19 protein-coding genes and 1 pseudogene are annotated in these 21,112 nt (G+C 64.8%); 3 read left to right on the top strand and 17 right to left on the bottom strand.

The annotated features are described in order from the left end of the window. Positions 1-109: 109 nt before the first annotated feature. Both ACG04R_RS23210 and ACG04R_RS23205 read right to left on the bottom strand, forming a co-directional pair. Positions 110-256, bottom strand: coding sequence for a hypothetical protein (locus ACG04R_RS23210; RefSeq protein WP_394415999.1), 147 nt, complete (start codon positions 254-256; stop codon positions 110-112). 27 nt (positions 257-283) lie between these two features. Continuing rightward, positions 284-730 (bottom strand): hypothetical protein, encoded by a 447-nt coding sequence (locus ACG04R_RS23205; RefSeq protein ID WP_394415998.1) that lies wholly within the window; start codon positions 728-730, stop codon positions 284-286. 185 nt (positions 731-915) lie between these two features. On the opposite strand from ACG04R_RS23205, the gene ACG04R_RS23200 reads away from it, so the two are divergent. Continuing rightward, positions 916-1,221, top strand: a complete 306-nt coding sequence (locus tag ACG04R_RS23200) for a helix-turn-helix domain-containing protein (RefSeq protein ID WP_394415997.1) — start codon at positions 916-918, stop codon at positions 1,219-1,221. A 15-nt stretch (positions 1,222-1,236) separates the two neighbouring features. Here the strand turns inward: ACG04R_RS23200 and ACG04R_RS23195 are convergent, their stop codons facing one another. From ACG04R_RS23195 to ACG04R_RS23160, 8 genes and pseudogenes are all read right to left on the bottom strand, one after another. Next, positions 1,237-1,749 carry a hypothetical protein gene (locus ACG04R_RS23195; protein ID WP_394415996.1) on the bottom strand — a complete coding sequence of 171 codons (513 nt, stop codon included), beginning with the start codon at positions 1,747-1,749 and terminating at the stop codon, positions 1,237-1,239. A 148-nt stretch (positions 1,750-1,897) separates the two neighbouring features. Next, on the bottom strand, positions 1,898-2,692 hold the full coding sequence (locus ACG04R_RS23190) for a thymidylate synthase (protein WP_394415995.1): 795 nt from the start codon (positions 2,690-2,692) through the stop codon (positions 1,898-1,900). Between the two features lie 152 nt (positions 2,693-2,844). Then, a pseudogene (gene thyA / locus ACG04R_RS23185) lies at positions 2,845-3,354 on the bottom strand (thymidylate synthase); the annotation flags it as partial. A 17-nt stretch (positions 3,355-3,371) separates the two neighbouring features. Continuing rightward, the gene (locus ACG04R_RS23180) at positions 3,372-3,977 is read right to left on the bottom strand and encodes a TetR/AcrR family transcriptional regulator (protein ID WP_394415994.1); all 606 of its coding nucleotides are present in this window, start codon (positions 3,975-3,977) and stop codon (positions 3,372-3,374) included. A gap of 17 nt (positions 3,978-3,994) precedes the next feature. Next, positions 3,995-5,404 carry an efflux transporter outer membrane subunit gene (locus ACG04R_RS23175; protein WP_394415993.1) on the bottom strand — a complete coding sequence of 470 codons (1,410 nt, stop codon included), beginning with the start codon at positions 5,402-5,404 and terminating at the stop codon, positions 3,995-3,997. Position 5,405: 1 nt separating this feature from the next. After that, positions 5,406-8,561, bottom strand: coding sequence for an efflux RND transporter permease subunit (locus ACG04R_RS23170; protein WP_394415992.1), 3,156 nt, complete (start codon positions 8,559-8,561; stop codon positions 5,406-5,408). Between the two features lie 15 nt (positions 8,562-8,576). After that, positions 8,577-9,752 carry an efflux RND transporter periplasmic adaptor subunit gene (locus ACG04R_RS23165; protein ID WP_394416003.1) on the bottom strand — a complete coding sequence of 392 codons (1,176 nt, stop codon included), beginning with the start codon at positions 9,750-9,752 and terminating at the stop codon, positions 8,577-8,579. Between the two features lie 367 nt (positions 9,753-10,119). Beyond that, the gene (locus ACG04R_RS23160; RefSeq protein WP_394415991.1) at positions 10,120-10,920 is read right to left on the bottom strand and encodes a hypothetical protein; all 801 of its coding nucleotides are present in this window, start codon (positions 10,918-10,920) and stop codon (positions 10,120-10,122) included. Positions 10,921-11,116: 196 nt separating this feature from the next. On the opposite strand from ACG04R_RS23160, the gene ACG04R_RS23155 reads away from it, so the two are divergent. Further along, positions 11,117-11,617, top strand: coding sequence for an endonuclease V (locus tag ACG04R_RS23155; protein ID WP_394415990.1), 501 nt, complete (start codon positions 11,117-11,119; stop codon positions 11,615-11,617). A gap of 351 nt (positions 11,618-11,968) precedes the next feature. After that, the gene (locus ACG04R_RS23150; RefSeq protein WP_394415989.1) at positions 11,969-12,355 is read left to right on the top strand and encodes a hypothetical protein; all 387 of its coding nucleotides are present in this window, start codon (positions 11,969-11,971) and stop codon (positions 12,353-12,355) included. 178 nt (positions 12,356-12,533) lie between these two features. Here ACG04R_RS23150 and ACG04R_RS23145 read toward each other — a convergent pair whose 3' ends face one another. The 7 genes from ACG04R_RS23145 to ACG04R_RS23115 all read right to left on the bottom strand — a co-directional run bounded on the left by ACG04R_RS23145 (position 12,534) and on the right by ACG04R_RS23115 (position 21,107). Next, positions 12,534-13,292, bottom strand: a complete 759-nt coding sequence (locus ACG04R_RS23145) for a hypothetical protein (protein ID WP_394415988.1) — start codon at positions 13,290-13,292, stop codon at positions 12,534-12,536. A gap of 2 nt (positions 13,293-13,294) precedes the next feature. Continuing rightward, complete coding sequence (locus ACG04R_RS23140) at positions 13,295-14,467, bottom strand: AAA family ATPase (RefSeq protein WP_394415987.1); 1,173 nt, start codon at positions 14,465-14,467, stop codon at positions 13,295-13,297. 204 nt (positions 14,468-14,671) lie between these two features. Beyond that, entirely contained in the window at positions 14,672-15,277 is a 606-nt protein-coding gene (locus ACG04R_RS23135; protein WP_394415986.1) for a hypothetical protein, read from the bottom strand. Between the two features lie 239 nt (positions 15,278-15,516). Beyond that, a complete protein-coding gene (locus tag ACG04R_RS23130; RefSeq protein ID WP_394415985.1) occupies positions 15,517-15,813 on the bottom strand; it encodes a hypothetical protein in 297 nt (98 codons plus the stop codon). Positions 15,814-15,826: 13 nt separating this feature from the next. After that, positions 15,827-17,632: an ABC transporter transmembrane domain-containing protein gene (locus tag ACG04R_RS23125; protein WP_394415984.1), complete on the bottom strand. Its 1,806-nt coding sequence runs from the start codon at positions 17,630-17,632 to the stop codon at positions 15,827-15,829. 167 nt (positions 17,633-17,799) lie between these two features. After that, positions 17,800-19,911: an acetyl-CoA hydrolase/transferase C-terminal domain-containing protein gene (locus ACG04R_RS23120; protein WP_394415983.1), complete on the bottom strand. Its 2,112-nt coding sequence runs from the start codon at positions 19,909-19,911 to the stop codon at positions 17,800-17,802. A 44-nt stretch (positions 19,912-19,955) separates the two neighbouring features. Then, positions 19,956-21,107, bottom strand: a complete 1,152-nt coding sequence (locus ACG04R_RS23115; protein ID WP_394415982.1) for a DegT/DnrJ/EryC1/StrS family aminotransferase — start codon at positions 21,105-21,107, stop codon at positions 19,956-19,958. Positions 21,108-21,112: the final 5 nt, after the last annotated feature.

Genomic DNA, 21,112 nt, shown 5'->3' with positions numbered 1-21,112 from the left:
GCGACGAGGCGGGCTGACCGAGCTCAGCGCTACAGTTGTCCACAGCCGGCGTCAGCCGATGCCGGCCCCAAGCCCTGGGTCAAAGTTCAATCGGCAGGGTGGGTCAAATTTAGATCGGCGCCAACACGCCTGAGTCGCGGTTGAACACTACCTGCACGTCATTCTGAGCAGCTAGGTCGGCGCCGAGTTGGCCGACCCACTGCACAGCCTCGACGTAGGCGGAATCGCGGCTTAGGGGCCCCAGCACCGTGTCCATGGAGAGAAACAAGGCGCGCATCACCCATCACCAATTGAAGTGGCGCGACCAGTTGACTTGCAAGACGACCTTGCGCTGCAAGACGTCATCGGGGTCGATGTTCTCGCCGTCGAGTAGACACATCCCTCTCGGACCGCCCAGTTCGTAGAGGTACACGGGCACGCCATTGCACTTCCCTTTGACGACGAAGTGGACGTACAGGCGAGACCATTGGTCGTTCAGGGTGGGAGGCCTCATGTAGAGCAGGCTCGCCGGCTGAGCCTTTGGCCGTTGCTTCATGTGGTCCAGCAACGTCTCAATGTCCTGCGCGCAAGCGGTCTCCATGGCTGCGTTTGGGGCCTCGCCCGGAAGCAGGTAGGTGAGGACCAGCCAAGGCCGATGCGTTGCTCTGCCCGCGTCATTCAGTGCTGTTAGAACTTTCGAATCAAGCCTAGTGACTTCCAGAAACGAAGGTGAGCGAGCGACGAAGAGCATCTGACGACCGGTGTTGAGTTCTCTGCGCAGGGGCAGGCGCTGGGACGCCCAGAGCGCGCTGTCGTGGCGTGACCGCGGCTCAGCCTCTCGAAGCAGGCGGTGTATACGAACAATCCAAATACTACCAAAACGGTAGTGTGTGAACTGTGCGTTTTGGACACGATCCGCCGTTTCGCGGAGCGTGCATGTCGGTCATCGGGAAGAGGCTTAAGCAGGCCAGAGTTAACTCTGGGCTGTCTCAGGAGGCGCTTGGCCTCGAGGCGGGGCTTGAGGCCGACTCTGCAAGTGCCCGGATGAACCGTTACGAGGTGGGCACGCGCGCGCCGACTCACGAACTGATGGAGCGGGTTGCCAAGGTGCTTGGCGTACCTGTGTCGTTCTTCTATGAGACCGACAACACCATTGCGGAGCTGCTGATGGTGATGGGAAAGCTGTCGAAGGGCGAGCGCGTCAAGCTTTTGGACGCGGCCAGGAGGTCGCTCAAGCGTTAGCGGTTGCCGACGAGGTCAACTTTGCTCTGGGTATTTCTCGGCGAACTTTCGCCAGACCCTGGATTCAATCAGATTCGACCGCGTTATCTCGAAGGGGAGATTTGGCGTCATCTGCTCGATGATTGCAATGATCGAGTCTGCCACTGGCTTCGCCATCCATGGATTCAGGCTGATGCCTTCGATCACGCCAAGGTCAATGGGAACCTTTTTAAGCTCAGCTTCCTTTTTAGCGTTTTCGTAGACTGCACGAACTTCGCCTTCGTCTTTGAACGCAAAACGCTTTAGATATGGAAGTCGAGCGGTTGGGATCGTTTCAGCGTCCAATTCGCTGAACGTGAGGTAGCTCATTCTTCGGAGGTTGACCTTGCTTTTCTTCATTGCATCGCGCAACTTAGTGCGATGAAAGAGGATGCACACGCCGTTATTGCGGTCGGTGAAGACCTTCCAGTGATGATAGGTCTCGGCGCGTTCGCTCAGGCACAACGCGAGCAGGGTTTCAAGACCCTTTGCTTTGCGATACGTCTCCATCAGGAGTCGGTCGTTTCTGTCATCCCATGTGCTCGGCGGAAGGAGAGTAATTTCTCGCCGATGCAGCAAGTCAAGCAGCGATGCCAAGTCCGTATACCGTCGAAGAATGCCTCTCGATACGGTCAAAGCAGGCCTCGTTCCTGGATTTTCAGACGGCCACTTCGCCCTTGATGTGGGGGTGCGGGTCGTAGTCTGTCAGCTGGAAGTCCTCGAGGACATACCCGTCAATTGAGTCAGGTTTCCGAAGAATGTTCATTTTCGGAAGGGGACGCGGATCGCGCGTCATCTGCAGTTTGACTTGTTCGAAATGATTGCTGTAAATATGGACGTCTCCACCCGTCCAAACGAAGTCGCCGGGCTCTAGGTCGCATTGCTGTGCAAGCATGAGCTGAAGTAGTGCATAGCTCGCAATATTGAATGGGACGCCCAGAAAAACATCGCAGGAGCGTTGATAGAGCTGGAGGTGAAGCTTGTTTCCGATGACCGCCGTCTGGAATAAGCAGTGGCACGGAGCGAGTTTCATCTGCTTGAGCTCGCCGGGGTTCCAGGCAGTAACAAGCTGGCGGCGCGAGTTGGGGTCGCGCTTGATTTGCTGAATAAGTTCAGCGATTTGGTCGATATTGCGGCCATCCGGCGCCGTCCAATGGCGCCATTGTTTGCCGTACACGGGGCCAAGGTCTCCATTCTCATCGGCCCACTCGTCCCAAATGGAAACGTTGTGTTCTTTGAGCCATTTGATGTTGGTATCTCCACGGAGAAACCAAAGTAGCTCAACAATGATTGACCGAAGATGCAGCTTCTTCGTTGTTAGGACCGGAAAGCCCTTAGCCAGGTTGAACCGCATCTGGTGGCCGAAGACGGCGCGGGTTCCAGTTCCGGTCCGGTCCGGCCGGTCGGTTCCTTCTTCCATGACGCGCTGAAGAAGGTCGAGGTATTGCTGCATGGGATGTGTGTCTAGGTTGGGCCGGCGACGGATGTCACCACGACTTGTATAGGCTCATCGCGCGCCGGACAACAAAGTTATCCACAGGCGACTGCTGCGGCGGGTCAGTGAAGGGTCGGTTGTGTACCGGTACATATCGAAATCGCGCGGCCGCCCGCGGGAGAAGAGGGAGATGTGTACCGCCGCGAACGAAGATAGACGTGGCAAGGCATCAGGGCCATCTTGGACAGCTCGGCCACGTTCCACGCGCTGACGATGATGCGGCGGCTGTCCGGGTTGGTCTTGAGCGTCTTGACGACGTCGGCGATCTGGTCGATATGGCCGCCGTCGGGCGTCGGCCAGCTGCGCCACTGCACGCCGTAGACCGGGCCGAGGTCGCCGTCCTCGCGCGCCCACTCGTTCCAGATCGTCACGCCGCGTTCCTGCAGCCACTTGACGTTGCTGTCGCCGCGCAGGAACCACAGCAGTTCCAGCACGATGGACTTCAGGTGCACCTTCTTCGTCGTCACCAGCGGGAAGCCTTGGCCTAAGTCGAAGCGCATCTGGTGGCCGAACACGCTGCGCGTGCCGGTGCCGGTGCGGTCGCTCTTCTGCACACCATGCTCGAACACATGGCGCATGAAATCTTCGTATTGCTGCGGAGGACGGGGCGGGGTGCTCATGCCCCGCATTGTCTCCGCTACGGGGCGAGCAGGACTTGCAACACCCGCCGCATGACGGGCGCCAGCGTCGTCACCTGCTGGGACACCGACGGGTCGCGCACGCTCAGCGCCGTCAGCCCACTGAAGAGAGCCCCGAGCATCAGCGCGCGGCCCTGGATTTCCTCGGCCGGCAGCGTGTCGGCGTGCGCACCCAGGCTCTGGCGGATCAGGTCCTGGGCCTTGGCGTTCACCAGCGTCTGGCTTTGCCGCACCACCACGGCGAGCCTGGCGTTGCGGCTGGCCTCGGCCAGCACCTCCAGTTCCAGCGCCGCCTTGGCCACCTCGCTGTGCTCGTCGATCGCCTGCTCGGTGCCCGCCAGCAGTTTCTCCATCAGGTCGCCTTCCTGCTGGAACTCGGCGATGCGGGCCAGGACTTCCTCGCAATCCCGCTCGACGATGGCCGCGATGATGTCGTCCTTGTTCTCGAACAGGTTATAGATGTGGCCGGGGCTCATGCCCGCCGTCTTGGCGATCTCGGCCATGCTGGCCGCGTGGAAGCCGCGGCGGCGGAAGCACTCCGCAGCAGCGTCCAGCACCTGCTGGCGGCGGGCGAGGGCGCGGTCGGTCGGGGCGGCGATGGACATGGGCTCGTGTCAGTCGATCAGGACGCGGATTGTGGCGCCTGCCCGCCCGAGCCGGCGCCGCCGCCCAGCGCCTTGTACAGCGTCACGCGGTTGACCTGCTGAGCCAGGCGCGCCGCGATCAGGCCCTGTTCGGCGCTGTACAGCGAGCGCTGCGCGTCCAGCGTGGCGAGGCGGTCGTCCACGCCCTTGGCGAAGCGGGCCTCGGCCAAGCGCAACGCGTCCTGCGACTGAGTGACGAGGCGCTGCTGCGATGCGACCTGATCGCCGATGGTGGCGCGCTGCGCCAGCGCGTCGGCCACGTCGCGGAAGGCGGACTGGATGGCCTTCTCGTACTGGGCCACGGCGATGTCGCGGTCGACCTTGGCGATGGTGAGGTTGGCCTGGTTGCGGCCGGCGTCGAAGATGGGCAGCGACACCTGCGGCACGAAGCTCCACATGCCGGTGCCAGCGTGGAACAGGTCACTCAGCGCGCCACTCGCGCTGCCGGCGCTGGCCGTCAGGCTGATCTTCGGGAAGAAGGCCGCGCGCGCCGCGCCGATGTTGGCGTTGGCGGATTGCAGCGTGCGCTCGGCCTGCTGCACGTCGGGCCGGGCCAGCAGCACGTCGGACGGCAGGCCGGCCGACAGCTCGGCGGTCTGCGTGACGGCCGCGTCAGTGCCGGCCTCCGGCCACTGCGCGGGCTGGATGGGCTGGCCCACCAGCAGCTCCAGCGCGTTGCGGTCCTGGGCGACCTGGCTGGTCAGGCTGGCGAGGTCGGTCTGCGCGGTCTCGGCCGAGATCTCGGCCTGGCGCAGGTCCAGCATGGACGACACGCCGGCCGCCTGCAGCCGCTGCGTCAGGCGCAGGCCGTCCTGACGCGACAGCAGCGTCTGCTCGGCCAGGCGCAGCTTCTCCTGGTCCGCGGCCAGCGTCAGGTAGGCGCTCGCCACCTCGGCGACGAGGCTGATCTGCGTGCTGCGGCGGGCGTCCTCGGTGGCGAGGTAGCTCTGCAGCGCGGCGTCGGTCAGGCTCCTCACCCTCCCGAACAGGTCCAGCTCGTAGGCGCTGACGCCCAGCGTGGCCGTGTACTGGCGCGTGGTGATGCCGCTGACGCGCTGTGCCGTCTGGCCGACGGCGGCGTTCACCGAGGGCAACTGGTCCGCTCGCTGCACGCCATATTGCGCCTGGGCGCGCTGCACGTTCAGCACGGCGACGCGCAGGTCACGGTTGTTCGCCAGTGCCTGCTCGATCAGGCCTTGCAGCTTCGGGTCGGTGAAGAACTCGCGCCAGCCGATGTCCGCGGCCTTGGCGTCGGCCGTCGTGGCCTGCGGGACGGGCCATTGGGCGGCGACCGGTGCGGCCGGGCGCTCGTAGGTCGGTGCGAGGCTGGCGCAACCGGCGAGCGCGAGGCTCGCGGCCAGCAGCGTGGGGATGAGGAACTTGGTCATGTCACAGGCCCTCCAGGGCTTGGGGCGCGGCCACGGGGGCGGGCGCCGGAACAGTCTTCTTTGGGAACCAACGTTGGACTGCAATGAAGAAGACGGGCACGAAGAACAGGCCCAGCACGGTGGCGCTCAACATGCCGCCCAGCACGCCGGTGCCGATGGCGTTCTGGCTGCCCGAGCCGGCGCCGGAGGCGATGGCCAGCGGCAGCACGCCGAGGGCAAAGGCCAACGACGTCATCAGGATGGGCCGCAGCCGCATGCGCACGGCTTCCAGCGTGGCGGAGACGGTGTCCTTGCCGGCCTCCATCTGCGCCTTGGCGAACTCCACGATCAGGATCGCGTTCTTGGCCGACAGGCCGATGGTCGTCAGCAGGCCGACCTGGAAATACACGTCGTTGGACAGCCCGCGTGCCGTGGCGGCCAGCAGCGCGCCGATGACGCCCAGCGGCACCACCAGCATCACCGAGACCGGGATGCTCCAGCTCTCGTACAGCGCGGCCAGGCACAGGAACACGACCAGCAGCGACAGCGCGTACAGCATGGGCGCCTGGTCGCCGGTCAGGCGCTCCTGGTAGCTCAGGCCCGTCCAGCTCACGCCCACGCCGGGCGGCAGCTGGGCCACGATGGCCTCCACCGACTTCATCGCCGCGCCCGAGCTCTTGCCCGGCGCCGGCTGGCCCAGCACTTCCAGCGCGGGCAGGCCGTTGTAGCGCTCCAGGCGGGGAGAACCCAGCTCCCAGCTCGCCGTGCCGAACGCCGAGAACGGCACCATCTGGCCCGACGCGTTGCGCACGCGCCAGCTGTTCAGGTCGTCCGGCTGCATGCGGTAGGCGGCGTCGGCCTGCAGGTAGACCTTCTTCACGCGGCCGCGGTCGATGAAGTCGTTGACGTAACTGCCGCCCCAGGCAGTGGACAGCAGGCTGTTGATGTCGGCGACCGACAGGCCTAAAGCGCCTGCCTTGGCCGTGTCCACGTCCAGGCGCAGCTGCGGCGCGTCCTCCAGGCCGTTGGGGCGCACGGCCACCAGCGTCGGGTCCTTGGACGCCATGCCGAGGAACTGGTTGCGCGCGGCCACCAGCGCCTCGCGGCCCACGCTGCCCTGGTCCTGCAGGTAGACGTCGAAGCCGCTGGCGTTGCCCAGCTCCAGCACGGCCGGCGGCGCGAAGGCGAACACCGAGGCGTCGCGGTACTGCATGAAAGCGCCCATCGCGCGGCCGGCGATGGCCTGCACCTTCTGCGCGGCGCTCTTGCGCTCGCTCCAGTCCTTGAGCTTGACGAAGCCGATGGCCATGTTCTCGCCGCGGCCGGCGAAGCTGAAGCCGGTGACGGCGAACACGGACTCGACGTTGTCCTTCTCGTTCGTCAGGAAGTGATTCTCGACACGCTTGACGACGTCCAGCGTGCGGCCCTGCGTGGCGCCGGCCGGCAGCTGGATCTGCGAGAACAGGATGCCCTGGTCTTCCTCAGGCAGGAAGGACGTGGGCAGGCGCAGGAACAGCACCGCCATGCCGACCACCAGCAGGCCGTACACGACCAGGTGGCGGCCCCAGCGGCGCAGCATGCGGGCGACGACGCCTTCATAGCCGTTGGTGGTCGCATCGAAGCGGCGGTTGAACGCGCCGAAGAAACCGCGCGTGGCCGCGCCCCCATGTCCAGATCCAGCGGGCTTCAGCAACGTGGCGCACAGCGCTGGCGTCAGCACCATGGCGACGAGCACCGACAGCACCATGGCCGACACGATGGTGATGGAGAACTGGCGGTAGATGACGCCCGTGGAGCCGCCGAAGAAGGCCATCGGCACGAACACGGCCGACAGCACCAGCGCGATGCCCACCAGCGCGCCGGTGATCTGGCCCATGGACTTGCGCGTGGCCTCCTTGGGCGACAGGCCCTCCTCGGTCATCACGCGCTCGACGTTCTCGACGACGACGATGGCATCGTCCACCAGCAGGCCGATGGCCAGCACCAGGCCGAACATCGTCAGCGTGTTGATGGAGAAGCCGGCCACGGCCATGACGCCGAAGGTGCCCAGCAGCACGACCGGCACGGCGATAGTCGGGATCAGCGTGGCGCGGAAGTTCTGCAGGAACAGGTACATCACGAGGAAGACCAGCACGACGGCTTCGATCAGCGTCTTGACGACCTCGTGGATGGAGACCTCGACGAACGGCGTGCTGTCATAGGGGATGACGGCCTTCACGCCGGCGGGCATGAAGGGCTCCATGCGCTTCAGCTCGGCTTCCACCGCCTTGGCCGTGGCCAGCGCGTTGGCGCCGGTGGCGAGCTTGACGGCCATGCCCGCGGCGGGCTTGCCGTTGTAGCGCGACATGGTGGCGTAGCTTTCGGCGCCCAGTTCCACGCGGGCCACATCGCCCAGGTGCACGGTCGCGCCGTCGGTGCCGGTCTTCAGCACGATGCCGCGGAACTGCTCCGGCGTCTGCAGCCGGCTCTGAGCCGTCACGGTGGCATTGAGCTGCTGGCCCACGTTGGCCGGGGCGGCGCCCAGCTGGCCGGCGGAGACCTGCGCGTTCTGCGCCTGGATGGCGGCGGACACGTCGGCCGGCGTCAGGCCGTGCTGGTTCAGCTGGTTGGGGTTCAGCCAGATCCGCATCGCGTACTGCGCGCCGAACAGTGTCACCTCGCCCACGCCTTCCACGCGGCTCAGCGGGTCCAGCACGTTGGTGGACACGTAGTCCGACAGGTCGGTGCCAGAAAGCTTGCCGTCCTCCGACACGAAGCCCACCACCATCAGGAAGTTGATCGTGGACTTGACCACCTGCACGCCCTGGCGTTGCACTTCCTGCGGCAGCAGCGACGTGGCGGCAGATAGCTTGTTCTGCACCTGCACCTGCGCCGTGTCGGGGTTGGTGCCGGATTCAAACGTCAGCGTGATGGTGGCGTTGCCCTGCGAGTCCGACGTGGAGGACATGTAGGTCAGGCCGTCGATGCCCTTGAGCTTCTGCTCGATGACCTGGGTGACGGTGTCTTCCAGCGTCTTGGCGGAGGCGCCGGGGTAGGACGCGTTGATCGACACCTGTGGCGGCGCGATGCTGGGGTATTGCGAGACCGGCAGCGTGCGGATGGACAGCGCGCCGGCCAGCATGATGACGATGGCCAGCACCCACGCGAAGATGGGGCGGTCGATGAAGAAGCGGGACATGGTGACGCTCTCCGATCAGCGGGCCTGCGCGGCGGACGCGGCGATCTGCGCCGTGGCGGGAACGGCCTGCACCGACGCACCGGGGCGCAGGCGCTGCAGGCCATCGACGATGAGCTGATCGCCTGCGACGAGGCCCGCCGTCACCAGCCACTGGCCGTTGACGACCGCGCCGGTCTGCAGTTGCCGGGCCTCGGCCTTGCCGTCCTTGCCCACCACCATGGCGGTCGCGTTGCCCTTGGCGTCACGCGACACGGCGGCCTGCGGCACCAGGATGCTGGCGGCCTGCACGCCGCTCTGCACCTGGGCACGCACATACATGCCCGGCAGCAACTGGCGCTTGGGGTTGGGGAACTGCGCACGCAGCGTCACGCTGCCGCTGGTCGGGTCCACCTGCAGCTCGGAGAACTGCAGCTTGCCGTCCAGCGCGTAGGTCGTGCCGTCTTCCAGCAGCAGCTTCACGCGCGCCTGGCCGGCCGCGTCGCGCTGCAGCGTGCCGTCGGCCAGTTGGCGCTGCAGGCGCAGCAGCTCGGCGCTGGTCTGCGTGACGTCGACGTAGATCGGGTCGAGCTGCTGCAGCGTGGCCATCGCGCCAGCCTGGTTGGCCGTGACGAGCGCGCCGGGCGTGACCGCCGAGCGGCCGATGCGGCCGGCGATGGGCGCGCTGACGCGGGTGCGGTCCAGGTCGATCTGCGCGGTGCGGACGGCGGCTGTGGCGGCTGCCACATCGGCCTGGGCCTGCTGCAGCGCGGCGCGGGCGTCGTCGCGCAGCTGCTTGCTGACGGCGTCGATGCCGGCCAGTTCGTCGTAGCGGCCGGCCTTCAGCTTGGCCGTTGCGGCGGTGGCTTCGGCCTTGGCCAGCGTGGCCTTGGCGCTGTCCAGCGCGGCCTGGTAGCTGGCGGCGTCGATCTGGTAGAGCACCTGGCCGGCCTTCACGTCGCTGCCCTCGGTGAAGGCGCGCATCTTGACGATGCCGTTCACCTGCGGGCGCACCTCCGCCGTCTGGTAGGCCACGGTGCGGCCGGCCAGTTCGGTGCTGAGTTCCACGCGTTGGGGTTGCAGCGTCAGCACGGACACCGGCGCCGGGCCACCCGGCTGGCCGTGGCCGCCCTGGGCACCGGCCGGGCTGCAGGCGGTCAGGAACACGGCCGCAGCCACGGCGACCAGCACGGTCAGCGTGGCGAAGGCGGGCATGCCGAGGGAGCGGCGTTCTGCGCGCTCTTGCATGGCGCGGCGTTGGAAGAGGGTGGGCATGGGACGTTCCTCGGCTTGTTTTGGGCCGAGGGGCCCCGCGTCGCCCTCAGGTCGTCGCGGTGCGCTCAGCCGGTTGCATGTACTGAATGAGCATTCATTCTAGTTTTTGCCGAAAGGCTGGCAAGCAAAAAGTGAATGACCATTCAGAAATGAAGGGTCATTCAGCTGATGGTGTGATGGATTGCACGTTGGCCCCTACGGGGGCCGCGCACGGCGAGCGGGGCGTCGGCACCGCTGAGTGCTTGACCCGCCATGCGTGGCGGGTCAGCGGTGGTTCAGCGGCAGCGAGCGACGACGGCCGGCCTGCTCAGGCGCCGCCCAGGTGCTTGCGCCAACGGTTCTCCATGCCCTCGGCAAATTGGGAGGAGATCTCGGGAGCGCCGCCTTGGCCGATGTTCATGGCCCAGACGAACAGCGCGTGGCTGTCCGCGTTGTTCAGGCACGCGACGTGATTCATGGCCTCCGGGTCGAGATAGTCGCTGAAATCCTGCTTCCAATAACCCCCGGTGTTCTTGCCATCGGTCGCCAGGGTGAATTTATGCGCGGCTTCGTGGATGACGATGCGCGGCAGATTGTGGCCTTCTCGAAAGGCGCGGAATCCGATGGTTATTTTTCCGTACTCTTTGCCGCCCGGTGCCGCCTTGACGAGACCGAGGTAATGCTTTTTCTCACCGTCCTTGATGGTGTGGGCATCGTTGACCTTGATGATCTGGTCTTTGCTCAATCCGATCTTTATATTTGTCAGGATCATGCGCAGATCATTCATCCTCATCCTGACGGAAAATTCCAGCTCTTTTTGCTGGTCGGCGCGCGCCTTCTCCGAAAGCTGAGGATTCACCGGTGGAGCCTTGATCACGTCGCGGTAAACGTGGAAGTAGATCTTGGCGAGCGAGCTCTTCGCGTCCAGATAGTTCGGTACCGTGAGTTGATTGATCGCGTGATCGAGCCATTCGACCGACGTGGTGACGGCCTGAACGATTTGGTGGGGAATGTTTTTGCTACCCTCGTTCCAAACCATTTTCTCCTTCCAGACGGTAATCGTGACGCCGGCCATATGGGCCTTGTCCCGTGGCGCGACGATATCTTCTTTTTTATACCATCTGGTCATTTTTGCTCCCGTTGTGTCTGGTGGATATATTGAAAACATCGTGAGCGCCGCGCGCCCCACAACCATCAAAGACGTTTTTTGACCGTCAGCCGCGACGTCGCGCCCGTCGCCAGCGCGCGCAGCCAGCCTGCCGCTGTCGGATTGGCCTCGCCCTGATGACCGAGACTGTGCGAAAGATTGACCCTCAAAACACCTCATGAAACTCGCCATCACCGTTCACTTCGACGGCGCGCAAGCGCAAGCCGCTGCCGTCGCGTTCGACGCCTGGGACGCGCCGGAAGCGGCGAAGACCTACGTCTCGCACATCGCCCAGGTCGAGAAGCCCGCACGTGGAGAACCCGATCTCCGCGAGCTGACCTGCGTGATGCAGCTGCTGCGCGAGCACAAGCTGGCGCCCGAACTCATCCTCATCGATGGCTTCGTCCATCTCGATGCGGAGGCGACGCCGGGCCTGGGCCAGCACCTGTTTCACGCGCTGGGCAGCCGCACGCCGGTCATCGGCGTGTCGAAGACCGGCCGACCGGGCCTGCCGGCGCAGTTCGAGGTGATGCGGGAAGAGGAGGCCAGGCCGCTGACCGTCACCTGCGCGGGCGTGGACATCGGTGCAGCCAAGGTGCGGGTGCGCGCCATGCACGGCCGCAAGCGCGTGCCCACGCTGATGAAGCTCGTCGCCCGGCTGGCGAAGAACGCGGACTGAGCCGGGCGGCTGGCGAGGCTCAGGCGGGGAAGCGTTCCACATACACCCCGCCGTGCCGGTCTAGACCCGTGGTAATTCTTCCGGGCGAACAAGGGAAAGGCTGCAGAGGTGAGACCTGACTCCGAATCCCGTGCGCAAACGCTGCGCGATTTCGCGCCCGATAGTCTGGAACTCTTCAGCCGTACCGGCGCCACTTGCATTGGGCTGCCACCGCGGGCGCCTCGTTCACACCAAACCGCGGTGTCGCATTGTGCTTTGTATGCGATTCGGAAGTACGCGGGCGCCCTTGAGTTTTGTAAACGTTGCAAAGCTCAAATTCTTGTTCAATTGGGGCCCCGTGTGGCTGGAGAAGTGCTGATTCAGTTCTGGCACCAAATCGGCCGTCTTGATGAACGCAATTCTCAGGATTTTCCCTTCTTTTCGCTGCGCAATAAATACGCCGTCTATCCCCGCAAAGTGTTTGCCCACGGTGGCGAGGTTCTTCACGTAGTTCTTTCGCGCGCCGAAATGAAAGTTGTATTGATCGGAGATGCTCACCTTGTATTCGTACCGTTTGCCTGTGTGGGGGTCTATGCCATCGCATCCCTTGTCCGATGCGGCAAGCCGATGCCGCAGTCGATGCGCCAGCAGGATTTCTCCGATACCGCCTTTGGCTACGGCGTCCCGCAGCTTCGCTGCGTCAATCGCGGCAAACAGATCGTGAATGCGATGAACGATGTCGTCGTATTTGTGCATTGAAATCGAGGGCTGGTCTCAAAGTGCAAGCCTCTCCTGTGGGGATGTGGGCAGCCAAATAATTCAGCTCACGCCTTCCGCGTGGGATGGTTTGTATCTGAGGCCTGATCCCGACGCCCGAAGTCTAAGAGCTGAAATTATGACCTCGCCGAACTGCCAGCTTGCATAAAAGATTAAGGTTTTAAATTTGAGACTTGACCCCGAATTCGAATCGTGCCTTAACCGCATTCGTTGTGGCGGTGAGTAGCGGGCCTGGATTGGCCGCGGCAAATTCGAGTAGAGACTGGGTTGAGTGGTTGGGGAGATTTTTTCTTGTATTTAAGTTGCGGGAAAGCAAGTTGAGAAGAGACTTTCCCCTTAGCAGCTTCTTATAGTCGTTGGTTATCGTTGTGCGAAACGTGGTTGGATATGCTTCCCCGTTTTTGAGAGCAAGCAGTGCTGGGCGTTGCGAAGCGTTCAAGACCTGTTCAGGGTGTAGTGAAATCGGTTGGGACTGATCAATTAGATGACGGCTAAGTGCCAAGGCATACCATTCAATGAAATCGCTTATTTCTGAATGAAATGTCGCCGACTCAGGGCCGATGAGTAGTGCTAGAAAGTTCCCGTCTCGAAACGCATCGTTCTCGATAGAATACCCATCGGTGAGTATTATGGAGGGATCTGTGTACTGGGCCGGCACTCCTGTGTTTATCCACGTGTCGCGATCAACAATGAATGCTAGTGGCACTGCTGCTATTTCTCTTCGTCTTTCGAAAATTTTGATCGCGTTATCTCTTCCACCGACTGGCAAAAGTGATAATCCGAGATGGCTAAGTTTGTCTTCTATCCGACGATAGACGATAAGATCGTCGCTGCCTTCGCAAACTAGCGTGGGCAATGAAGACTTCTTTAGTGTGGCAATCAGTTCGTCGACTGTTGGAATCTTTTCTCCCTTGCCCACGCTTAACCTCTTTCCGGTGATGCGGACCTGCTGTGTCCTTCGTCACTATTGCTTGGCAATGTCGGTGCGTGATCTTCGTCGCCGCGCAGTGGATCTATTTGCAATTCTTTGTCTGGATACTTGCTGTAAATAAACGGTGAGTGGGTTGCAATTACGAACTGATTTGAGGTTTGCTGGTTTGTTAATATGGAAAAGAGCTGCCGCTGCCAATCTACATGAAGGCTAAGTTCGGGCTCATCTATAAAAAAGACTGCATCCTTGTAAAAGGCGTTGTAGGCGATGAAACTAAGCATCTGCTTTTCGCCGGCCGACAGGGCGTCTGAATTTACTGCCCCCGCAGCCTCGCCGAAATTCAGGCTTCGACCAAGTTTGATTCCCGAGTGTCGGAGTAAACGCATCGCAAGTGTTCGAACCGCCTCCAGCGGGCGCATGATGGATTCTCGGGATACCTCCATGCTTTCAATTTGTGTGCGAATGTCATCGAGCAATTGGTTGGCGCTGTCCAACTTGTCAGGATCGCTGCCTTCCTTTTTGTATTCTTTAATTTTCTTAATGACGCCCTGGGAGATATTTTCCTGAAGTTTGTTGTATTCTTCGGAGAGGTCGGTGTACTGCCGGACGAGAAGGTTTACGATATCTACTGTGCTGAGTGCTGCGACAAACACATGACTGTCGTTTGTGAGCTTTTTTGATAGAGATATCAACGCATCTTCGACATCATTTTTGGCTCTGGCGAGCGAGTTGCTGTTTCTGTCGCCAAGAGTGAAGCCGCCTTCAATCCTTCGAAAGGTTGGAAGAAAAACGGACGAACCAAGGCTCGAAAGTTTTTTGTTTGCTTGGTCTTCAGCGTTGACCAATGTATCGCCATCCTCGTCATGGATATCCTCAAATGTCTCCTCGCCTGATGCATCTTTCCAGTCAATTCGACAGGTATAGGGCGATAACCTATAGACCGTGATGATGTATTCCGAAGTTTCAAGGGTCGCTTTTTTAAAGTTGACTTCCTTTAGGGCTTGGAAAATATTGCCGCTCATGATGTACCAAAGCAGCTTCAGAATGCTTGTTTTGCCAGAGCCATTTCGGCCTGTGACTATATTTATGTCGCGATTGAAGGTGAGGATTAGCGGTGCATCCCTTCCCATCAGTCCGTTTACTTCGAAGGATTTAATGTGCATTTGCTTCTCAGAAAATTGGTAGGCTTGATTGATTGTTGGATTGTTGGATTGCGTTGATGTTGGTTTCTTGTGCGGCTAACGGTGGCGCTTAGGATTTCATGGTTTCCATCTCCAACCAAAACTGCATCGCCGCCAACTTCGCATACGCCCCGTCGCGCGCTAGCAACTCGTCATGCCGGCCGATATCCAGAATCCAGCCGGTCTTCAAGGCTGCCCGCACGAGCGCTCGCTGTCGGCATCGCATGCTGATCGCTTCTCGATCAACGCAAGCCGTTCCAACCTGGACCAACTGAAAGCCACCAAGCTTGGCCTCCGCGATGCTGACCGCGAACAGTTGCCGTGCTTCATCGTTGGCATAGATGCGGGTTCGCGCCGTCCAAGGTCCTTGAAGACGGTCGGGCCGTGCGGCACGGCATGGGGTCGAAAGGCCGGCTTGGCGATGGCGCCTGACGCACGCCGTTCCGAGCGTTCCGGGTCGATGCAGTCGATCAGCCGGGTCACGTTGTAGAAGTACTCGATGGCGCCGTCGACCCTGGCTTCGAGCAGTTGCCCGAACTGCGCCAGGAAGGGCCCCAGCGCGTCCGCAGCCTTCTGGTTCAGCACCAGTGCGCCGGAAAGCAGCAGGCTGGCATCACCCCGTGGCAGGTGGTGCTTCTTGCTGCGCTCCTGAAATACCGCGACCGTGGGGCGCCGCCGCCAGACCCGGGGTGTTCCGTCGAATTCAAAGATGCCCGAGTTCACCTGTGCATCGGTGGGCACCAGCGGTGCAAATTGGTCAGGTGAAGCGGCCTTCAATTCCCAGATCGACATGCTCAAGCCTTCCCGTACGGAAGCCTGCCGCGTCAAGGAATCGCCGGATGCCTCTGGTGCCACGTTGCCCACGTTGCCCACGTTGCCCACGTTGCCCACGTTGCCTCCCCAGGCAAGACGGTTATGTTTTGCCGACTATAGGAGGGATGCGGGATACGGGAAGCAAGGGCAACCACGAAGGAGGGTTTGCTCAGCCTTCGGGTTTGGCGCGCTCCGTCGCCGTGACGATGCAGTCGCTGTCAGCGCGTCATGCTTGAAACGAGCAAGGCGTACAGCGCGACCGCCGCCGCTGGCAGCGCGTACCACCAGTAGGCCGCCGGTCCGGCGTCGGTGTTGTACAGGTAGATCACCACGACCGCGCTGATGACGGCGGAGGCGGGCAGGGCGAGCATCGACAGGTCGAGCAGGAGGATCTGGCGCTCGCTCAGCGAGTTGCCGTTGGCCATGCCGCCACCGGCGAACGCGGCAATCATGAACAGGAAGTACGTCAACATCAGTTCGCCGAACGTTCCGGCGATCACCCATCCAAGAGACATCGACTTCTCCCGCTCAGTTCACGGCGTCGGATTCGGATTGCAGCCCAAACTGCATCGCCGCCAGCTTGGCGTACAGCCCGCCGCGCGCCACCAGTTCGTCGTGCCGGCCGATGTCGACGATGCGACCGGCCTCCAGCACGACGATGCGGTCGGCCTTCTGGATGGTTGCCAGCCGGTGCGCGATGACCAGCGTCGTGCGGTGCTGCATGGCGGCTTCCAGCGCGGCCTGCACGACGCGTTCGCTCTCGGCGTCCAGCGCGCTCGTCGCTTCGTCCAGCAGCAGCAGCGGCGGGTTCTTCAGCATGGCGCGGGCGATGCTGATGCGCTGGCGCTGGCCGCCGGACAGGCGCACGCCGCGCTCACCCAGGAAGCTCTGGTAGCCCTCGGGCAGCGCGCGGATGAAGTCGTCGGCGAAGGCGGCCTTGGCGGCGGCGATGACCTCGTCGTCCGTCGCGTTGGGGCGGCCGTAGCGGATGTTCTCCATCGCGGTGGTGGAGAAGATGACGCTGTCCTGCGGCACGAGGCCGATGTTGGCGCGCAGGTCAGCCAGGCTCAGGCTTTGCGTGGGCACGCCGTTCAGGCGGATCTGGCCGGACTGCGGGTCGTAGAAGCGCAGCAGCAGCTGGAACAGCGTCGTCTTGCCGGCGCCGCTGGGGCCGACGAGGGCGACGGTCTCGCCGGGCTCGACGGTCAGCTGCACGCCGTCCAGCGCGGCGGTCTGCGGGCGCGAGGGGTAGTGGAACAGCACGTCGCTGAACTCGACGCGTGAGCCGCCGGTCGTTGCGGGCAGTGGCTGCGGCGAGGCCGGGTCGGCCACGGGCGACTTGGCGTCCATCAGTTCCACCAGGCGCTCGGTCGCGCCGGCCGCACGCAGCACGTCGCCCCACACCTCGGCCAGCACGGCCACGGAGCTGACCAGCAGCGTCACGTAGACCACCGTCTGCCCCAGGTGGCCGGCACTGATCTTGCCGGCGATGACAGCCTGCGTGCCCTGGTACAGCCCCCACAGCATGGCACCGAACACGGCGGTGATGAGGAAGGCGACGAGGAAGCTGCGCACCTTGGTGCGCTTGCGGGCGGTGTCGAACGCGGCCTCGCTGGCGGCGGAGAAGCGCGCGGCCTCGGCGGCTTCCTGCACGTAGCTCTGCACGACGGTGACGGCGTTCAGCACCTCGGCGGCGATGGCCGAGGTGTCGGCCACGCGGTCCTGGCTGGCGCGCGAGAGCTTGCGCACGCGGCGGCCGAAGTACAGCGCGGGTGCCACGACCAGCACCAGGATGCCCAGCACCTGGCCCATCACGTAGGGGTTGGTGGCCACCAGCATCACCAGCGCGCCGATGCCCATCACCGTGTTGCGCAGGCCCATCGACAGGCTGGAGCCGACGACGGTCTGCACGACGGTGGTGTCCGTCGTGATGCGGGAGAGCACCTCGCCGGTCTGCGTGGTCTCGAAGAACTCGGGGCTCTGGCGCAGCACATGGCTGTAGACGGCGTTGCGCAGGTCTGCCGTCACGCGCTCGCCCAGCCACGTGACCATGTAGAAGCGCGACGCCGAGAACAACCCCAGCGCGGCGCCCACGGCGAACATCGCGAGGAAGTGCTCGCGCAGCGCCATCAACCGCTCGCCGGGGTTGCTGGCGCCGAAGCCGGCGTCGATGAGGCCGCGCAGCGCGAGCGGAAAGGCCAGCGTGGCCAGCGCCGCCAGCACCAGCGTCAGCAGCGCCAGTGCGATGCGGCCGCGGTAGGGGCGCAGGAAGGGCGCAAGTCCGGAGAGCGAGCGGGCCTGCTTTGAGGCCGGGCGTTGGGTGGTTTCGGGCATCGTGTCAGTGTAGGGACTGCCTGTTGCGCGAGCGTGTTGCTCAGCCTAGAAACGGCAGTTGGGCGCGCAGCGGTCTTCAGCGAAGTGGTGAACGCCACAACACGCCCCAGGTCTTGATCCTTCAGGGCTTTCGATGTGTGGCAAGCGGTCAACTGCCGTTTCCAGGCTCATAGATTGGCGGCGAACAGCCGGCGCAGCATCAGGTCCTTGAAGCCGTGGGCTTCGTCCAGCCCCAGGCGCTGCAGCCAGGCCTGCGGCACGGCGCGCTGCGGGCCCAGGCTGGCCAGCGCCATCGTCACCAGCTCCACGGGGTGACGGCTGGCGTGCTTGAGCTTCTTCAGCGCGCTGACGATCTGGAGTTCGTCGTCGTCCAGGTCGGTGCCGAACGGGAAGTCGGGCAGCAGGCCGGCCTCGCGTGCCGGGCGCAGCAGGCCTTTCAGCGCCTCGGGCGTGTTGTGGCGGGCGGCCTCGGGCAGCTGCCAGCCGGGCGCGAGCTTGCCGTGGGCCTGCGCCTCGCGCATCAGCTCGTGCTGGAAGCGCGAGTCGGCGATGCACAGCAGCCGCTGCACGCATTCGGCATCGCTCGCGCCGCGCAGGTCAGCCACGCCGTACTCGGTGACGACGAGGTCGCGCAGGTGGCGCGGGATGGTGCAGTTGGCGTGGCTCCAGACGATGTTGGACTGCAGGCCGGCCGCGTTGTCGTGCGTGGCCCGCAGCGCCAGCACCGAGCGCGCGCCGGCCAGCGCATGCGCCTGGGCGACGAAGTTGTACTGGCCACCCACGCCGGAGACGACACCTCCGTCGGCGTTCGCGTCGGACGACGCCGCGCCGAGCAGCGTCATCTTCATCGTCGTGTTGATGAAGCGGGCGTCGCGGCGCTGGGCGCGCTTGAGCGCCTCGGGCGCGCCGGGGCTGTCGTACAGCTCGTTGACGAAGGCGATGCGCGTCATCGCGAGGGCGTCCCGCTCGTCGTCGCGCATGTCGCGCAGCCGCTGGTAGAAGGCGCGCGGGCCGAGGAAGAAGCCGCCGTGCAGCACGGCGCTGCCCAGCCAGCGCGGTCCCAGCATGCCGGGCTGGAGCAGGCTCACGTCGTTGGCGCAGCTGACGTCGCCGCAGCGCAGGCGGTCGCCGTCCAGCCACAGCTTGTCGTGCAGCAGGCCCAGGCGCTGCCAGCGCGCCAGCTCGGGTGGCGTGAGCTGCGTGGCGAGCGCGCCGGTGTCGGCCAGCGCCTGCACGGCGGCCAGGCTGGGCGCGGCTGTCAGCCGGCCCGCGTTGGCCAGCCGCTGCAGCGCCAGGTCGGGGTAGGCGCTGCGGCGGATGAGGCCGGCGTCGACGAGCTGCAGCAGCCCGTTGGCGAACATCTCGGAGCAGCCGTACAGGCCTTGCGCGAAGCGGCCTGTTTCACGCGGGCCCCAGGGTGCGGCGCGGCCCAGCGTGTCGATGAGCGTGCGGAACGTGTCGTTCTGGCGCTCGCGCAGCAGCAGGGCCTGCGCGATGGCGTCGCCCAGCGAGCCGATGCCGATCTGCAGCGTGCCGCCGTCGGGCACCAGGCTGGCGGCGTGCAGGCCGATGGCGTAGTCGGCCTTGGAGACGGCCGGGTTGGGCGGCGCGAACAGCGCATGGTGGCCCTCGGGCACGTCGACGATGAGGTCGAAGAAGTCCTCGTCCACCTCGGCCGGGCCGGGCATGAAGGGCAGCTGCTCGTTCAGCACGGCCACCACCAGCAGCGGCTGCGACAGCGCGTGGCAGCGGTCGACGAAGTCGGCCGTCAGGTCCGGGTTGCCCGAGAGCGAGTAGCGCCGCCGGCCGTCGGCCCCGGTGCGCACGGCCACGGCCTGCGCCAGCACGTTGGCGCCCTGGGTCAGCATGTCGCGCACGGCCAGGCTGTAGTTGCTGCAGATGAAGCCCTGCTGCGCGGCGTCGTTGCCGAGGTAGTCGGCCGTCTTCAGGAAGAACTCGCGCACCTCGATGTGGGCCGGCAGCGCCCGCGCGCGGGCAGCCTTCACGTAGGCCAGGTCGGGGTAGTCGCCGAACACGCGCTCGACGAACGGGCCGAGGAAATGCCGCTCCAGGTCGCTCGCGCCCTCCGGCTTTTCCAGCGACAGCGCCGTGAGGATGCGCAGCGGCCGGGACGGGTCGGCCGCCATGCGGCGGTACAGCGCGTTGACCAGCGCGTTGGGCTTGCCGAGGCCCAGCGGCAGCGCCAGGCGGACGGGGCCGTCCACGCGGTCGAGCAGGGTCTGTACGGCGGCGTCGAGGTCGGTCAGCAACAGGGTCATGGGTCCAGTCTCGCCGAGCCGGCGCGCCGCCGGCTTGACCTGGCTCAGCCGGCCGACAGCGCGCGGCGCAGCACGGCCACCGTTTGCGCGAGGGCAGCGTCGGTCAGGTCCTGGTGGCAAAGCAGCTGCAGCACGTGCGTGCGCCAGCGCGCGCCGTGGTCGTCGGCGAAGTCCGGCACGCCGGGCCAGACGCGGTCCCAGCGGAACACGGCGCAGCCGGCGGCGCGCAGTGCGGCGTAGACCGGCTCGGCGTCGTCCACCCACAGCGGCATCACGTAGGGCGCGGCCTGCGCGGGCAGCACGCCGAACAGCGGGCGGGCGCCGGGGAGGCCTTGCGTCAGGCGGTGGAGCATTTCGTAGTGGGCGCGGCGGCGGGCCACGATGCGGCCGCGCGGCAGGCCGAAGAGGTGGCGGGTCAGCGCGGGCGGCGCCTGCTCGCTGCGGGCCAGGTCGCACTCGGCCATCATCTCGGCCTCGGTGGGCGGGCGGGTCGGGCCGGCGGCCGACGCCGCACGCGGCGGCCCATTCTTCAGGCGGAACAAGGCGCCCAGTGCCGTGTTCAGGCCGGTCAGGCGGCCTTGTTCGCTGCCGCGCTCCAGCAGGTCCACCCAGGCCTTGATCTGCTGCCTGGCGCCGGCCGGCTGCAGTGGCTGCGGCGGCAGGGGGCGGGCCGACGCCAGCAGGCCGCCTTCCGGGACCGGGAAGAACTTGGACACGCTGGCCGTTGCCAGGTCGCCCCAGTGCCCCACGGGCCGCTCGCCGGCCTGGCCGAAGAAGCTGTGCGCGCAGTCCTCCACCAGCGCGATGCCGTGCGCGTCGCACCAGGCCCGCACGCCGGCCAGTGACTGCGGCAGGCCGAACAGCTGGGCCACGACGAGCGCGCGGGTGCCCGGCGCGGGCGTGATCGCGTCCAGCGCGGGCAGGCCGTCCGGCCCCAGCGGGTAGAACTGCACGGCGGCACCCGCCGCGCGCAGCGGTGCCACCAGCGTGGGGCAGTGGTAGCTGGGGGCCAGCACGGTGTCGCCAGGTTGCACGCCCAGCGCCTTGCAGGCAGCGAACAGCGCGGCGCGGCCGCTGGTCAGCAGCCGCTGGTGCGGCAGGTCGTCGACGGCGGGCAGGCCGGCTTCGCGCGGGCCGCCGAGGTGGTCCCAGCCGAAGGTGGGGCGGGTGGGCTGGCGAGCGAGGTGGTGTGCCATCAGCC

Source organism: Pelomonas candidula, assembly GCF_043555985.1.
Taxonomy (GTDB): Bacteria; Pseudomonadota; Gammaproteobacteria; order Burkholderiales; family Burkholderiaceae_C; genus Pelomonas; species Pelomonas candidula.
The sequence above is the reverse complement of the archived record's forward strand: the minus strand, read 5'-3'. Positions and strand labels throughout refer to the sequence as shown.

Bases quoted from the DNA above. Each gene is read 5' to 3' on its own strand.
- ACG04R_RS23175 (WP_394415993.1), bottom strand. From the start codon at position 5,404: ATGACCAAGTTCCTCATCCCCACGCTGCTGGCCGCGAGCCTCGCGCTC.
- ACG04R_RS23210 (WP_394415999.1), bottom strand. From the start codon at position 256: ATGGACACGGTGCTGGGGCCCCTAAGCCGCGATTCCGCCTACGTCGAG.
- ACG04R_RS23155 (WP_394415990.1), top strand. From the start codon at position 11,117: ATGAAACTCGCCATCACCGTTCACTTCGACGGCGCGCAAGCGCAAGCC.
- ACG04R_RS23170 (WP_394415992.1), bottom strand. From the start codon at position 8,561: ATGTCCCGCTTCTTCATCGACCGCCCCATCTTCGCGTGGGTGCTGGCC.
- ACG04R_RS23195 (WP_394415996.1), bottom strand. From the start codon at position 1,749: ATGGAGACGTATCGCAAAGCAAAGGGTCTTGAAACCCTGCTCGCGTTG.
- ACG04R_RS23135 (WP_394415986.1), bottom strand. From the start codon at position 15,277: ATGTCGATCTGGGAATTGAAGGCCGCTTCACCTGACCAATTTGCACCG.
- ACG04R_RS23115 (WP_394415982.1), bottom strand. From the start codon at position 21,107: ATGGCACACCACCTCGCTCGCCAGCCCACCCGCCCCACCTTCGGCTGG.
- ACG04R_RS23180 (WP_394415994.1), bottom strand. From the start codon at position 3,977: ATGTCCATCGCCGCCCCGACCGACCGCGCCCTCGCCCGCCGCCAGCAG.
- ACG04R_RS23190 (WP_394415995.1), bottom strand. From the start codon at position 2,692: ATGCAGCAATACCTCGACCTTCTTCAGCGCGTCATGGAAGAAGGAACC.
- ACG04R_RS23205 (WP_394415998.1), bottom strand. From the start codon at position 730: ATGCTCTTCGTCGCTCGCTCACCTTCGTTTCTGGAAGTCACTAGGCTT.
- ACG04R_RS23160 (WP_394415991.1), bottom strand. From the start codon at position 10,920: ATGACCAGATGGTATAAAAAAGAAGATATCGTCGCGCCACGGGACAAG.
- ACG04R_RS23140 (WP_394415987.1), bottom strand. From the start codon at position 14,467: ATGCACATTAAATCCTTCGAAGTAAACGGACTGATGGGAAGGGATGCA.
- ACG04R_RS23200 (WP_394415997.1), top strand. From the start codon at position 916: ATGTCGGTCATCGGGAAGAGGCTTAAGCAGGCCAGAGTTAACTCTGGG.
- ACG04R_RS23125 (WP_394415984.1), bottom strand. From the start codon at position 17,632: ATGCCCGAAACCACCCAACGCCCGGCCTCAAAGCAGGCCCGCTCGCTC.
- ACG04R_RS23130 (WP_394415985.1), bottom strand. From the start codon at position 15,813: ATGTCTCTTGGATGGGTGATCGCCGGAACGTTCGGCGAACTGATGTTG.
- ACG04R_RS23120 (WP_394415983.1), bottom strand. From the start codon at position 19,911: ATGACCCTGTTGCTGACCGACCTCGACGCCGCCGTACAGACCCTGCTC.
- ACG04R_RS23165 (WP_394416003.1), bottom strand. From the start codon at position 9,752: ATGCCCGCCTTCGCCACGCTGACCGTGCTGGTCGCCGTGGCTGCGGCC.